At 61.7% G+C, this 13,701-nt stretch carries 13 protein-coding genes and 1 riboswitch; of the genes, 5 read left to right on the top strand and 8 right to left on the bottom strand.

The window, feature by feature from the left end; all coding sequences use genetic code 11:
* Window positions 1–7 precede the first annotated feature (7 nt).
* Window positions 8–1,588 (bottom strand): diguanylate cyclase, encoded by a 1,581-nt coding sequence (locus tag ACF8EA_RS01680; RefSeq protein WP_392521011.1) that lies wholly within the window; start codon window positions 1,586–1,588, stop codon window positions 8–10.
* A gap of 446 nt (window positions 1,589–2,034) precedes the next feature.
* Window positions 2,035–3,015: a zeta toxin family protein gene (locus ACF8EA_RS01685; protein WP_031322473.1), complete on the bottom strand. Its 981-nt coding sequence runs from the start codon at window positions 3,013–3,015 to the stop codon at window positions 2,035–2,037.
* Window positions 3,016–3,164: 149 nt separating this feature from the next.
* Window positions 3,165–3,306, top strand: a riboswitch (FMN riboswitch).
* A gap of 80 nt (window positions 3,307–3,386) precedes the next feature.
* On the opposite strand from ACF8EA_RS01685, the gene ribB reads away from it, so the two are divergent.
* The 5 genes from ribB (at window position 3,387) to ACF8EA_RS01710 (ending at window position 9,456) form a co-directional block, all read left to right on the top strand.
* Window positions 3,387–4,037 carry a 3,4-dihydroxy-2-butanone-4-phosphate synthase gene (gene ribB / locus ACF8EA_RS01690; RefSeq protein WP_392521012.1) on the top strand — a complete coding sequence of 217 codons (651 nt, stop codon included), beginning with the start codon at window positions 3,387–3,389 and terminating at the stop codon, window positions 4,035–4,037.
* Window positions 4,038–4,281: 244 nt separating this feature from the next.
* On the top strand, window positions 4,282–4,524 hold the full coding sequence (locus ACF8EA_RS01695; RefSeq protein WP_003255380.1) for an exodeoxyribonuclease VII small subunit: 243 nt from the start codon (window positions 4,282–4,284) through the stop codon (window positions 4,522–4,524).
* On the top strand, window positions 4,521–5,408 hold the full coding sequence (gene ispA, locus ACF8EA_RS01700) for a (2E,6E)-farnesyl diphosphate synthase (protein ID WP_103443416.1): 888 nt from the start codon (window positions 4,521–4,523) through the stop codon (window positions 5,406–5,408). Before ACF8EA_RS01695 ends, ispA begins: the two co-directional genes overlap by 4 nt.
* 177 nt (window positions 5,409–5,585) lie before the next feature.
* Window positions 5,586–7,481, top strand: a complete 1,896-nt coding sequence (gene dxs / locus ACF8EA_RS01705; protein ID WP_103470211.1) for a 1-deoxy-D-xylulose-5-phosphate synthase — start codon at window positions 5,586–5,588, stop codon at window positions 7,479–7,481.
* Window positions 7,482–7,584: 103 nt separating this feature from the next.
* Window positions 7,585–9,456, top strand: coding sequence for a TonB-dependent receptor domain-containing protein (locus tag ACF8EA_RS01710; protein ID WP_392521013.1), 1,872 nt, complete (start codon window positions 7,585–7,587; stop codon window positions 9,454–9,456).
* Here the strand turns inward: ACF8EA_RS01710 and ACF8EA_RS01715 are convergent.
* The 6 genes from ACF8EA_RS01715 to thiL all read right to left on the bottom strand — a co-directional run bounded on the left by ACF8EA_RS01715 (window position 9,434) and on the right by thiL (window position 13,688).
* Window positions 9,434–10,246: a cobalamin-binding protein gene (locus ACF8EA_RS01715; protein WP_021783935.1), complete on the bottom strand. Its 813-nt coding sequence runs from the start codon at window positions 10,244–10,246 to the stop codon at window positions 9,434–9,436. The two genes, ACF8EA_RS01710 and ACF8EA_RS01715, sit on opposite strands and share 23 nt — an antisense overlap.
* Window positions 10,246–10,665 (bottom strand): hypothetical protein, encoded by a 420-nt coding sequence (locus ACF8EA_RS01720; protein WP_021783934.1) that lies wholly within the window; start codon window positions 10,663–10,665, stop codon window positions 10,246–10,248. The genes ACF8EA_RS01715 and ACF8EA_RS01720 overlap by 1 nt, the downstream gene beginning before the upstream one ends.
* Entirely contained in the window at window positions 10,662–11,279 is a 618-nt protein-coding gene (ribA, locus tag ACF8EA_RS01725) for a GTP cyclohydrolase II (protein WP_003255389.1), read from the bottom strand. Before ribA ends, ACF8EA_RS01720 begins: the two co-directional genes overlap by 4 nt.
* 180 nt (window positions 11,280–11,459) lie before the next feature.
* Window positions 11,460–12,203 carry an ABC transporter substrate-binding protein gene (locus tag ACF8EA_RS01730; RefSeq protein ID WP_028697791.1) on the bottom strand — a complete coding sequence of 248 codons (744 nt, stop codon included), beginning with the start codon at window positions 12,201–12,203 and terminating at the stop codon, window positions 11,460–11,462.
* Window positions 12,204–12,219: 16 nt separating this feature from the next.
* Window positions 12,220–12,723 (bottom strand): phosphatidylglycerophosphatase A, encoded by a 504-nt coding sequence (locus ACF8EA_RS01735; RefSeq protein WP_028697792.1) that lies wholly within the window; start codon window positions 12,721–12,723, stop codon window positions 12,220–12,222.
* A complete protein-coding gene (gene thiL / locus ACF8EA_RS01740; protein WP_028697793.1) occupies window positions 12,720–13,688 on the bottom strand; it encodes a thiamine-phosphate kinase in 969 nt (322 codons plus the stop codon). The genes ACF8EA_RS01735 and thiL overlap by 4 nt, the downstream gene beginning before the upstream one ends.
* Window positions 13,689–13,701: the final 13 nt, after the last annotated feature.

The following is a 13,701-nucleotide window of genomic DNA, read 5'->3' on the forward strand; positions in this document are numbered from 1 at the left end:
GGGTGTATCAGAGCACTCGTTCGATTACCCTTGATCGTGTTTCTGCTACCACCTGATTACGCCCTTGCTGTTTGGCACGATAGAGCAGTTGATCTGCCTTATCGAAAACCTCGGCCATCGAGTCGCCAGGCTGCCACAGCGCCACGCCCAGTGAAACAGTGATGTGGCCTACTGTTTCCAGGTCGGCCGATGCTATCGAGAGCCGTAACCGCTCCGCGATAGCTGTCGCCAATGCAATCGAACTGTCGGGAAGCAGCACAACGAACTCTTCACCGCCAGTACGGCAAAGCAGATCGCTGGGCCGAGCGTTCTGCTTCATCAACGTGGCCACCGCACTGAGTGTCTCGTCACCGACGGCATGACCATAGGTGTCATTCACACGCTTGAAATGATCAATATCCAGCGAAATCACAGCGATTGAGTTTTTCGTCTCCAACCAAACAGCAAGTGCGTCTTGCATAGCCCGACGATTGGCCAACCCCGTGAGCGCATCTGTTTGAGCCTGGCGGTTGAGCCTGCCGATCTTTTCCTGCAATAGAGTTGCGCTGAGCAAAAGCGCTCGACGTAATTGCCAGCTCTCCGCATAGTCCACAGGAATGGTGCTAATGCGCTCATAGCTTTCGGGTGAGTCCAACCGTTCGGCACTGTCCGCCAATCGGGATAATGGCCTGGAAAGCCGAATGCCCAGCCACCAGATCAGCAGCAAGCCCAGCAAGCCCAGCGGTATGATGCCTTTGGCGACCTTCAGCGCACTCGTACACAATGAATCCTGAATGCCAGCCATGGGTTGCGTAGAAACTATCCCCCAGTGGCTACTGGAAATCATCGCATGGCCCGCAAGCATCTCATTACCCTGACCATCCACCGCCCGGATGGAGCCAAGCGCTTGGCTCAATGCAGCATCAACGATCTTGTCTTGCTTGATGATCCTGCCGATCTGCCGAGGATCAGGGTGGTAAAGCACACGACGCTGGCTGTCCACGAGAAAGACGTAGGCACCATTTTGTCGATGGTTCAAATCCATCAGGGCTCGCAGTGAATTCTCCTGCGCCAAACGAAGCGTGCCCCCCACGAGTCCAAGGTATTGCCCTTGCACATCGAAAACCGGATAGGAAACGAAAACCACCAGATTGCCGGAGAGGGACTCAAAGGCATTACTGATCATTGGCTGACGCCGCTGCAGCGGCTCACGCTTTTGAAGCGCTTGACCATTCAGGTGCAAAAGCTCTGGTGCGGACGCAACGATGGTGCCGTCGGCATTGGCGATAAGCACTGAATTGAAGCTGTCATCCTGTCCGAGCAGCCGTCGAGCCTCAAGCTCTAGTTGCTGCTGATCGGTGAATGTATCTGCGACAATCGTCGCGCTGTATCCGAGACGATCAAGGTCCGAGCTTAGTACCTCTTCTACGCCTGTAGCGATGCGCAGAGCGTAGGCTCTGTTAGCATCTAGCGCGTTCCCAATGAGCTCTTGCTCTTGCGTTTTGAACATTACCCAGAATGTGTTGGCAAGCGTGGCTGCCGCGCTGATCAACGCAAACGTGAGCAGTACAATACGCAGGTTCAACCTGGGTTTCGATTGGCTAGGCATTCAGTGTTCCAAGAGCAGGGAGTTCTAGCCTGGTCAAATCACAAGATTCATGAAAAACGCGAAATCTCAAGCTTTTCCGGCCCTTGCGCGATACCTGCATTATCCCTAACAGCGGTCTAACTTTTAGTCAGTCTCTCATGCCTGCCCACCTGTGACCAACAGGTAACTCATAGTGGACTAGCTGATATCCCGTAATGCGATGTGAGCTCCCGGTTTAAGGTGCTCAATGATTGCATTGAAGTTCCGTGGGTCAGCCTGCCCCAACATCCAGAATGAAGACCCAATGACAACAACCCATTGGACGCTGAAGAATGGATATAGGGGCAGCAGACAAAAGGACAAAGGAAATGCCCCCCATCACTGTGGTTGCGGGATGGCCGATTGTCCGACAGGCGCGGGTGATCGAAGGCCTGCCTGGCCAGTGATCAGCCCTGCCCCTGTCCGACTCAAGGTTGCGCGTACTTGAGCACGTACAGGCACAGCTCGCGATAGACATCGACAGGCAACTGCGACATCAGCTTCTGAGCCTGACCGAGGGTTTTGCAATTGAGTTCGGCCATCGTCCGACGGTGTTCCGAACCCAGCAGGCCGGCATGCACCACCTGCGCATACTGAATATAGGAACAGGGGAAATCGGCCTGGGGACTGCGCTGGACCTTGAAGTTGATCTTCAGGTCCGCCCCGCGGAAGAATGCCCTGCCCTGGTAGGTCTGCTGGGGCACGAGGAGCCCTTTTTCAGGACAGGTGCTGTGACAGACCGGCAGGCTATTCCTGTCCGTCTCCAGGCCACGTCGATAGATCACGATTTCGGAACCCGGCACCTCGATACAGGCGTTTTCGAAAGCATCGATGATGGACCTGCCATTGATTTGCGCCTCTTCGATCTGCGTCAGGCTGACCACACGCTCGATCTCATGATTGCCAACGCTGTTGACCACACGGTCCAGGGTCGACCAGTGGCTGAACTCTTTCTGGCACGCTATCAGATGGACCTCGCTCTGATAGCCCTGCCGGGCGGCTTCAGGTGGAAAATCAGCGAAATGAGGGCTGTCGAGGGCGGTCTCCATGATGATGTTGTATTTGTTTTCCATCGCATACGTGCAAATCATTGCCCCCAGGCGCCAGATGAACGACTCGGTATGCTCATAGACATGCAGCACGCCTTTGTCTTCCATCGCCCGATAATGAGGGTGCAGTTCACGAAAATGGGTTTCGTAAAGGCGAACATAATTGTCGTAGCGCCCGCTCTTCAGCAGCGTGTTTTCCAGCAAGTACGTCTTACCCGAGCCCTGTGCACCGGCAATGATGAGCATTTTGGGCTTGAGCACGCCGTCGACGTAGTCGCGCTTCTTGTCGAACAATGTGTCGACGACCTTCCTGAATGCGAGATGGAGATCGGTATCGGTAAAAGGATAGAGAGAGGACATGACGGTTCGTTTCCTGGGTTTGCCAATGTGACCGTCACGAAGGTAGGCGCTGCGGCAGGTGAAAAGGGGTAGATGGTTACTGCTGCAAGTCTCATCGAAGGTAGTAGAACAGCGGGTTGCCAGTGAGGTGGCACTGTGCTGTATGCTTGGGCGGTCTTCAGGGCGGGGTGAAAGTCCCCACCGGCGGTAAATCGAAAGATGAGCCCGCGAGCGCCCCGACCATGTCGGGGGTCAGCAGATCTGGTGCAACTCCAGAGCCGACGGTCATAGTCCGGATGAAAGAAGGCGTTATGCAGGGGCCATCCGGGCGCCCTTGCGCGCGCATTTTGTTCGCCCCGAGACGTTCATCGATCATTCACGAGGAGCGTTTCATGTTCACCCAGCACCCCGCGCAATTCCCTAATGTTTCCGCCGCCATCGCCGCTTTCAAGGCCGGGCGCCCTGTACTGTTGCTCGACGATGACGACCGCGAGGACGAAGCGGACATCATTGCTGCCGCCGAGAACATTTCGCTGCAGACCATGGCCATGATGATTCGCGATTGCAGCGGCATCGTCTGCCTGTGCCTGGACGAAGCCACCGTCGACGAACTGCAGCTGGCGCCCATGGTGCAGAACAACCAGGCCAGGCACGGCACCGGTTTCACCGTTACCATCGAAGCGGCCGAAGGTATCACCACAGGGGTTAGTGCCCAGGACCGCATCACCACCATTGGCGCAGCACTGCGCTCCAGCGCCGAACAGCGCCATATCGTCAGCCCGGGGCATGTTTTTCCGCTGCGCGCCCGCAATGGCGGGGTGCTGACCCGCCGTGGGCATACCGAAGGTTCGGTGGACCTGGCGCGCCTGGCCGGCCTGCGCCCGGCAGCGGTCTTGTGCGAGCTGATGAACCCCGATGGCAGCATGGCCCGTGGTGAGCAGGTGGCGGTATATGCACGGCAGTACAATTTGCCGGTGCTGACCATCGAGGAACTGGCGCGGTACCGTGAAGCGATGGTGGAACGGGAAGCTGCTACGGCTTGATGGTTTTCTGCGCCTGACTTGAGGTAGATGGCGGCGCTGAAATCGAGCGCCGCCTGCGCGGCGCATCGCGAGCAAAGCTCGCTCCTACATTTTTCGGGCCAGGAACATCTGTGCTGCGCGCGATCGCCTTGTTTGTTTCATACAGTATCGAGGTTCGCCCCAGAAGCCTGCTCCACACAAGTTTGCTCCCCCCGCCCCGCTCTGCTAGTGTCGCGCCGTTCTGAATGCCACCGAGACAGTCGCCATGGCCCGCAAAAAAGCCTCCCTCGATTTCGAGCAATCCCTCGCAGACCTGCAAGCACTGGTCGAGCGCCTGGAGAACGGCGAGTTGTCGCTGGAAGAGTCGCTGGCCGCCTTCGAACAAGGCATCGCCCTGACCCGTGATTGCCAGGGCGCCCTGGCCCAGGCCGAACAGAAGGTGCAAATTCTGCTGGAGCGCGACGGCGAACTGGCTGCCCAGCCCTTCGACGCGGAGCCCGAAGCATGATTGGCACCTACCAGGCCAGTTGCCAGGCGCGCGTCGACGCAGCCCTCGAACCGCTGTTCATCGCCCCGACCAAAGAGCTGGAACGCCTTTACGCCGCCATGCGCTACAGCGTGATGAACGGCGGCAAACGCGTGCGCCCGTTGCTGGCCTACGCGGCCTGCGAAGCCTTGGGCGCCCCGGCCGAGCAGGCCAACGGTGCAGCCTGCGCGGTCGAGCTGATCCATGCTTACTCGCTGGTACATGACGACCTCCCGGCCATGGACGACGACGATTTGCGTCGCGGCCAGCCAACCACCCACAAGGCTTTTGACGAAGCGTGCGCCATCCTTGCTGGCGACGGTTTGCAGAGCCTGGCTTTCAGTGCCCTCCTCGACCCATGCCTGAGCCCGCAGATCGACAGCATTCGCCTGGCCATGGTTCAGGTACTGTCCAAAGCTGCCGGCCCGGCCGGCATGGTCGGCGGCCAGGCCATCGATCTCGGTTCGGTGGGCCAGAAGCTGGACCAGCAGGCGTTGGCGTTCATGCACCGGCACAAGACCGGCGCGCTGATCGAAGCCAGCGTACGCCTCGGCGCCCTGGCCAGCGCCCGCGCCGAACCGGCACAGCTGGATGCCCTGCAGACATATGCACAGGCCATTGGCCTGGCATTCCAGGTGCAGGACGACATCCTCGACGTGGAAAGCGACACCGCCACCCTGGGCAAACGCCAAGGTGCAGACATAGCGCGTGACAAACCGACCTACCCGGCCCTGCTGGGCCTGGAAGCCGCCAAAGCCTATGCAATCGAACTGCGCGACCAGGCGCTGGCCGCACTGCAAGGGTTCGGCGAAACGGCCGAACCGCTGCGGGCTTTGGCGCGTTACATCGTCGAACGCCGTAACTAAACAGCTTCACCTATCCCCGTAGGATCGGGTCTACCCGCGAATGCGATCTTGAATTTGCCAACGCATTCGCGGGTAAACCCGCTCCTACAGGGGGCCGCGTAACCTGTGGTCGAATGGGCACTTTTCCCACAATGGGGTAAACTGCCGCGTCTTCACACACCTATAACGACTCGCCTGATGCCCACGACGTTTCAAGAGATCCCCCGCGAACGCCCGGTCACGCCGTTGCTCGACCGCGCTGACACGCCTGCCGGCCTGCGCCGGCTGGCCGAAGCCGACCTGGAGACGCTGGCCGACGAACTGCGCCAGGAACTGCTCTACACCGTCGGGCAGACCGGTGGGCACTTTGGTGCCGGCCTGGGCGTGATCGAGCTGACCATCGCCCTGCACTACGTGTTCGACACCCCGGACGACCGGCTGGTGTGGGACGTGGGGCACCAGGCCTACCCGCACAAGATCCTCACCGGGCGCCGTAACCGCATGCTCAGCCTGCGCCAGAAGGACGGCATCGCGGCCTTCCCGCGCCGCAGCGAAAGCGAGTACGACACCTTTGGCGTTGGCCACTCCAGCACCTCGATCAGCGCCGCGCTGGGCATGGCCATTGCTGCCCGCCTGCAGAACAGCGCGCGCAAGTCGATCGCGGTGATCGGTGATGGCGCGCTGACCGCCGGCATGGCATTCGAGGCGTTGAACCACGCCCAGGAAGTCAATGCCGACATGCTGGTGATCCTCAACGACAATGACATGTCGATTTCGCGCAACGTCGGCGGCCTGTCCAACTACCTGGCCAAGATCCTCTCCAGCCGCACCTACGCGAGCATGCGCGAAGGCAGCAAGAAAGTGCTGTCGCGACTGCCAGGTGCCTGGGAAATCGCCCGTCGCACCGAGGAGTACGCCAAGGGCATGCTGGTGCCAGGCACGCTGTTCGAAGAGCTGGGCTGGAACTACATCGGCCCGATCGACGGCCACGACCTGCCCACCATGATTGCCACCCTGCGCAACATGCGTGATCTGAAGGGCCCGCAGTTCCTGCATGTGGTCACCAAGAAGGGCAAAGGCTTCGCCCCTGCCGAGATCGACCCGATCGGCTACCACGCCATCACCAAGCTGGAGCCGGCCAACAAGCCCGCCGCGCCGAAGAAAGCCAGCGGCCCGAAATATTCCGCGGTGTTCGGCCAATGGCTGTGCGACATGGCCGCCGCCGACAACCGCCTGGTGGGCATTACCCCAGCGATGAAGGAAGGCTCGGACCTGGTCGACTTCAGCGAGCGCTACCCTGAGCGCTACTTCGACGTTGCGATCGCAGAGCAGCATGCCGTGACCCTGGCGGCCGGCATGGCCTGCGAGGGCAGCAAGCCGGTGGTGGCGATTTACTCCACCTTCCTGCAGCGTGCCTACGACCAGCTGATCCACGACGTGGCGGTGCAGAACCTCGACGTGCTGTTCGCCATCGACCGTGCCGGCCTGGTCGGCGAGGATGGCCCGACCCACGCCGGCAGTTACGATCTGTCGTACCTGCGCTGTATCCCAGGCATGCTGGTGATGACCCCCAGCGACGAGAACGAGCTGCGCAAGATGCTCACCACCGGCCACCTGTACAACGGCCCGGCAGCTGTACGGTACCCGCGTGGTACCGGCCCGAATGCGCCGATCAGCGGTGACCTGCAACCACTGGAGATCGGCAAGGGTGTGGTCCGCCGCCAGGGCGAGAAAGTGGCCCTGCTGGTGTTCGGCGTACAACTGGCCGAGGCCATGCAAGTGGCCGAACAGATCAACGCCACAGTGGTCGACATGCGCTTCGTCAAGCCGCTGGACGAGGCACTGGTGCTGGAGCTGGCAGGCAGCCATGAGCTGCTGGTAACCATCGAAGAAAACGCCATCATGGGTGGCGCGGGCGCTGCTGTGGGTGAGTTCCTTGCCAGCCAGGCAGTGCTCAAGCCGCTTCTGCACCTGGGGCTGCCGGATATCTATGTCGAGCATGCCAAGCCTGCGCAAATGCTGGCTGAGTGCGGGCTGGATGCGGCCGGGATCGAGGCCTCGGTGAAGGCCCGCATGGCCAGGCTCGGCCTCTAGGGCTCTTTCGCGGGTGCCCCGCTCCTACAGGGACTGCACAGTGCTCAAGATCTGTGGAAGTCCTGTGGGAGCGGGTTGACCCGCGAATGCTTTGGAACTGCCCATGAAGAAGTCTGCCTGCGCCGCAATTCTCTGCGCTCCAACATTCCTTCTGGCCGCTGAACGCGACGACGCCCTCAAGCTCCCCGACGTGCTGATCAGCGCCAGCCGCCAGGTCGAGTCGCGTACCGCCACCAGTGCTGCAAACACGGTTTTCACCCGCTCCGACATCGACCGCCTGCAACCCACCAGTGTCACCGACCTGCTCTCCCGCGTACCGGGCGTGCAAGTGGCCCCCACCGGTGGCCGTGGCAGCCTGCCTGGCATCTTTATCCGTGGCACCAAGGCGGCGCAAAACCTGGTGCTGGTCGATGGCGTACGCATCGCCAATGCCACTTCGGGCGACAGCGGCCTGCAGTTTCTGGACGTCGACCAGATCGAGCGGGTTGAAGTGCTGCGTGGCTCGCGCTCGGCGATGTACGGTAGCGATGCCATTGGTGGGGTGATCCAGATCTTCACCCGACGTAGTAGTGGCCCCGGCCTGCAGCCACGCCTGCGCATGGCCGCCGGCAGCAACCAGACATTCCAACGCAGCCTGGGGCTTTCTGGCGGCAACGACACGACTCGCTTCAACCTTGGCGCCAGCCTGGATGAAACAGCCGGCATTGACTCGACCGGGCCATCCTTCGCCAGCGATGGTGACCACGACGCCTACCGCAACAAGGCGTTGAACCTTAGCCTGAGCCATACCTTCGGTGAGCGCTTCGAAGCCGGCCTGAACCTGCTCGATAGCCGTGGTCGCAGCGAGTACGACAACCCGTTCGGCGGCTTCGACCCCGTGACCTTCGAGAGCTTCGGTCAACAACCCTACACCGACTTCAGCGTCAGCAGCCTGGGCAGTTACGTTGACGTTCAGTTCACCGAAGCCTGGCATTCACGCCTAGAACTGGCACATAGCGAGAACCGTGACGACAAACGCGACAAACTCAGCGCTGAGCGCTTCGTGTTCAACACCTACCGCGATCAGGCTACCTGGCAGAACGACTTGGCCTTTGGCGAGCAGAACACAGTACTGATCGGTGGCGACTGGTACGAAGACCGCGTACACGGCAGTACCGATTTCACTGAGGACAGCCGCTGGAACCGTGCCGTGTTCGCCCAGCACCGCTATCAGGGCAAGCAGTTCTCCACTGAGCTGGGCGTGCGCCATGACCGCAACCAGCAGTTTGGTGGCCAGACCACCTGGAGCGGCAGCCTGACCGTACCGCTGAACGCGCACAACGATGTGCTGCTTTCCTACAGTGAAGGCTTCCGTGCTCCAACATTCAACGACCTGTATTACCCACAGTTCAGCAACCCGAACCTGGACCCAGAGCACTCCAGAAGCTACGAGCTGCAATGGCGCAGCCAGCTGACTGCAGAGAGCCGGCTGGAGACTTCGCTGTACCGCACCGACCTGCGCGACGCGATCATCTTTGGCCAGGACTCGATACCCCGAAACGTCGCCTCGGCACGAATCAATGGCGTGGAAATGGCGCTGGCGCAGCAATGGGGCGCCTGGCACAGCCAGCTTGGCCTGGCGCTGATCGACCCACGCGACCGCGACACTGGCCACACCCTCGCACGCCGCGCCCGCCGCACCATGAGCCTGGACCTGGACCGTGAGTTCGGGCGCTTCAGCGTGGGCGCCAGCTGGCAGGCGGTCAGCAGCAGTTATGACGATGAGGCCAACCGCAACCGCATCGGTGGCTATGGTCTGCTGGGATTGCGCGGCAGTTGGGCGGCTAGCGACGACCTGAAACTCGAAGCCAAACTGGATAACCTGCTGGACCGCAGCTACAGCCGCGCCCTTTACAGCTACGAGGGTGCGTATCACCCTTACCGCGAAGAGGGCCGCACTGTACTCTTGAGCATCACCTGGACCCCGGCGCTTTAGCGTCCAGCAACGCACACAAGCGGGCGGTGGCTTCGATCATCTGCCCGCTGGGGCGCTCCAGCCCTTTGTCCGGCACCACCAGCAGGCGACCATCAGCAACCGCTCGAATCTGCGGCCAGGCTTTCCAGCTGGCCAATTGCGCCTCATCGGCTGCCAGGATGACCTGCGGATTACGCAGCAGCACGGACTCCACATTCACCTGTGGCGCCGGCTGGCCAAGGTCGGCGAACACATTGCGCGCCCCGCACACGGCCAGGGCGTCGGTCACCACCTGGCGGCCACCGAGCGTGTACAACGGTCGATCCCAGACTTGATAGAACACCTGCAAGGGTTCATCACGCCGATACTGCTGGCGCAGCTGCTGCAGCCGCTCACGGAGGGCTCGCGCGTATGAATGACCTTGCTCGGCACGCCCGATACGCCCGGCAATGGCCTCGATCTGCTCGATCAGCTGGCTGATGTCGTGGGGTTCGGCGCTGAAGGTGGCGATACCCAGGCGCTTGAGCTGGTCGCGCTGGGCCGGTGGCACACTGCCTGGCCACAGCAGCAACAGGTCAGGGCGCAGGCTGAGCAGGCGCTCCATGTTCAGTTGCCCCTGGCGCCCGACCGAAGGCAAGTGGCGCAGCGCAGCCGGCCGTTCGCCGCCATCGAGCACGCCCACCAGCAGGTCGTCGGCCTGCAGCTCAAGCATGATCTCGCTCATAGAAGGGGCCAGACTGACAACACGCAGCGGTTCTGCAGCCAGCACGGTACAGGCGAACAACGCCAGCAGGCCAGGTAGCAGTCGCATCAGCCTAACTGGCGCGGAATACGATAGAGGTACAGCACTACAACCGTCGACAGTGCGAGCAGAATCTGCGGCACAGCCTCCAGGCCGACCAGCACCGACAGTGCGGCGACCCAAGCCGGAAAGCAGGCATACAGCATGGCCATGCGCCGTACCCGCGCCAGTTCGATCCAGGCAGTGGGTTCTTCGCCCGTGCCAAGCACCTTGGAGGTGGCAATAAGTGCGCGCTTGTAGGCGCCGAAGCGCGGCAGGCTGAGAAACATGGTAGCCGCACCGGCGATGAACAGTGGCATGGCCAGCACCGGGATCAACGCATCGCCTCCCCCAAAGGCCCAAGCCATGACAGGCAGCGGCACCAGGCCCACCGCCAGGTACTGCCACCAAGCCAGGGCCAGGCGCCGCTTGACCTCGGCGCGGGTCACGCCTGGGGCACCTCGCCCTGGTGTTCATTGCCCAGCATGTGGCCCAACTTGCCGGCCTTGGTCGCCAGGTAGTAGCGGTTGTGCGGGTTATGCCCGGTGTGCAGCGGCACACGCTCGGCAACCACGATGTTCATGTCGGTCAGGGCTTTGACCTTGCGCGGATTGTTGGTCATCAGGCGCAGCGACTTCACGCCCAGGTGCTCGAGCATCGGCAGGCATATGGCGTAGTCACGCTGGTCGGCAGCAAAGCCCAGGCGTTCGTTGGCCTCTACGGTGTCGGCGCCGCCATCCTGCAGTTCGTAGGCGCGAATCTTGTTCAGCAAGCCAATGCCACGGCCTTCCTGACGCAGGTACAACAGCACCCCACGGCCTTCGCGGGCGATGGCCTGCAGCGCGGCTTCCAGCTGCGAGCCGCAGTCGCAGCGCTGGCTGAACAGTGCATCGCCGGTCAGGCACTCGGAATGCAGGCGCCCCAATACCGGCTGGCCGTCCGCGATATCACCCAGGCTGAGCACCACATGCTCACGGCCTGTGGCTTCGTCTAGGAAACCATGCATGGTGAAGGTCGCGAAGGGCGTCGGGAGTTTAGAGGCGGCAACAAAGACGACGGGCACGTTGTGCTCCTGGAATAAGTAGGAAATTTCTCGTGGGCCGATTGTATCAGCAGGCTGGGGGATGTGGGCTGGCTGTATACAGTGGGTTAAGATCGAAAAATTCGATACTTATTAAAAGCCACCCCTCAATCACAAGCCCGCTGCCACAGCGGACCGCGCTATACCTTGATGTATTCAGTCTCAGTGCGGGCGACTATCCGCATTGAATGGATAGGGCTGTTTCCAGTGCTCGAAAATCGGCTTCAGCTCGCCGCTACGTACCAGCTCTTTCATGCGCTTGTCGAACAGGTCGCGCAGGGCCTTGGCTTGGTCGTTACGGGCGAAGGCCAGGTACAACGGCAACTCGGCCACATGAGTACGGCGGAAGCGCTCGGGCTGGGAGGCTTGCCCGAGCACGTAGTCGATCTCGGTCAGTGCATCGATGTAGTAGTCCACCCGGTCATGGTCGAGCATTGGCAAAATGCCCTCGCGACGCTGGATTTCGCGGAACTCGTGCACATTGGGCAAGTAGCTGCCGTAATCGTAACCACGCACCCAGGCCAACCGGTACTTGCCGATGGTCTCCAGGGTAGGCGCAGGTTTGCTGGCCAGCCCCAGGGCATAGATATGGTCCATATCGAAGTGCCAGCGCGGGTACAGATTGTAGTCGTTCTCTTCCTTGTACGAGCCAACCCAGGCGTCAGCCTCGCCGCGCTTGACCAGGCCAACCGCCCGGCTGTAGGGCGCGCTCTGGGTAACCACCTTGACCCCGGCCGGCTCGAACACTTTGCGCAGCACATCCCAGGCTACCCCGGTACCGTCGGCGTTGGTGTAGTCGAGCCACTCCTCGCTAACCAGATGGATCTGTTTCGGCACGCCCTCGGCAGCCATTACCCACGGGGCAACACTCAGCAGCATTGCCAGCAGCACAGTCCTTATGGCCATTCACGCGCCCCCTGTTTCAGGCAACCGCCCACACCAGAACCTGCATGCCCAGCCAGGCAAACACGCCGGCCAGGATATCGTCGAGCATGATGCCGACGCCCCCGTGCACATGGCGGTCGATCCAGCGAATCGGCCACGGCTTGAGGATGTCGAAGAAGCGGAACAGCAGGAACCCTGCCAACAGCCACTGCCAGCCCTCCGGCACCAGCCAGAGGGTGATCCACATGCCGACAATCTCGTCCCAGACAATGCCTTCATGGTCGTGTACGCGCAAGTCATTGGCAACTTTGCCACACAACCAGAAGCCAAACAGCATGCTCACGCCGAGCAACAACCAGTAACCCCAGTCGGGCAGCATCTGCCACAGCGGGATGAACGGTATGGCCACCAGCGAGCCCCAGGTACCCGGCGCCTTGGGCAAGGTGCCAGAACCAAAGCCAAAAGCGATGAAGTGCCACGGGTTGCGCCAGACCGAAGGCGGAACGAACTCCGCAGGCACCTGATTGGGGTGATCGGTCACGGTATCTCCCTGAAGTGTTGATAGCCCCGCTGAACGGGAGTGATGTCCTGGCCCTGCGCGTCGCGCAAGGTCACGCCTTGCCCTTCGAGCACACGGCCGACGGTATGCACTTCGATAAAATCGAAGGCTGCCAAGGGCGCCAGCGCCTCGGGTGGCAAGGTGAAGGCCAGTACGTAGTCGTCGCCACCGGTAAGCGCCGCCTTCACCGCTGCTTCCCGGCCGAGGAAGGCCTCCAGAGCAGGAGACACTGGCACTTGCGCCAGGTTCACCTCCAACGCGACACCGGATGCCTTGGCAATATGCCCACAGTCGGCGAGCAACCCGTCGGAGATGTCCAGCGCCGCCGTGGCCCGGCCACGCAGCAGGGCACCGAGTGTGAGCTGCGGCATCGGTGACCAGTAATGGGCCAGCAGCGGTTCGGCCTGCGCGGCAGGCGCCTCGCGCTCACCCAGCACCAGCGGCAATGCACCGGCGGCCTTGCCCAGCGAACCACCGACACACAACAGGTCACCCGGCCTTGCACCGCTGCGGCGCAAGGCCTGGCCAGCCGGCACGCGGCCGAACACGGTGACGGTGATACTCAGCGGGCCGCGCGTAGTGTCACCACCGATCAGGCTCATGCGGCAACGGTGGGCCATGCGACCAAGGCCGTCGGCATAGGCCGCCAGCCAGTCAGGGCCAACGTCAGGCAGGGTCAGTGCGAGGGTGAAGCCGATTGCAGTCGCGCCCATGGCTGCCAGGTCACTGGCCGCCACAGCCAATGAACGCTGGCCAAGCAGCAACGGATCGCAAACAGCAGGAAAGTGCACCCCGGCGACCAGGGTATCGGTCGACACCGCCAGTTGCTCACCGGGGGGAAGGTCCAGCAGGGCGCAGTCGTCACCGATACCCAGCGCCACGCCCTCGCCGCCCTGCGCACAAGGCGCAGCGGCGAAGTAATGGTTGATCAGCTCGAACTCACCCATGGCCAGGCAGCGC

Source organism: Pseudomonas sp. YQ_5 (assembly GCF_043103305.1).
Classification (GTDB): Bacteria; Pseudomonadota; Gammaproteobacteria; order Pseudomonadales; family Pseudomonadaceae; genus Aquipseudomonas; species Aquipseudomonas putida_Y.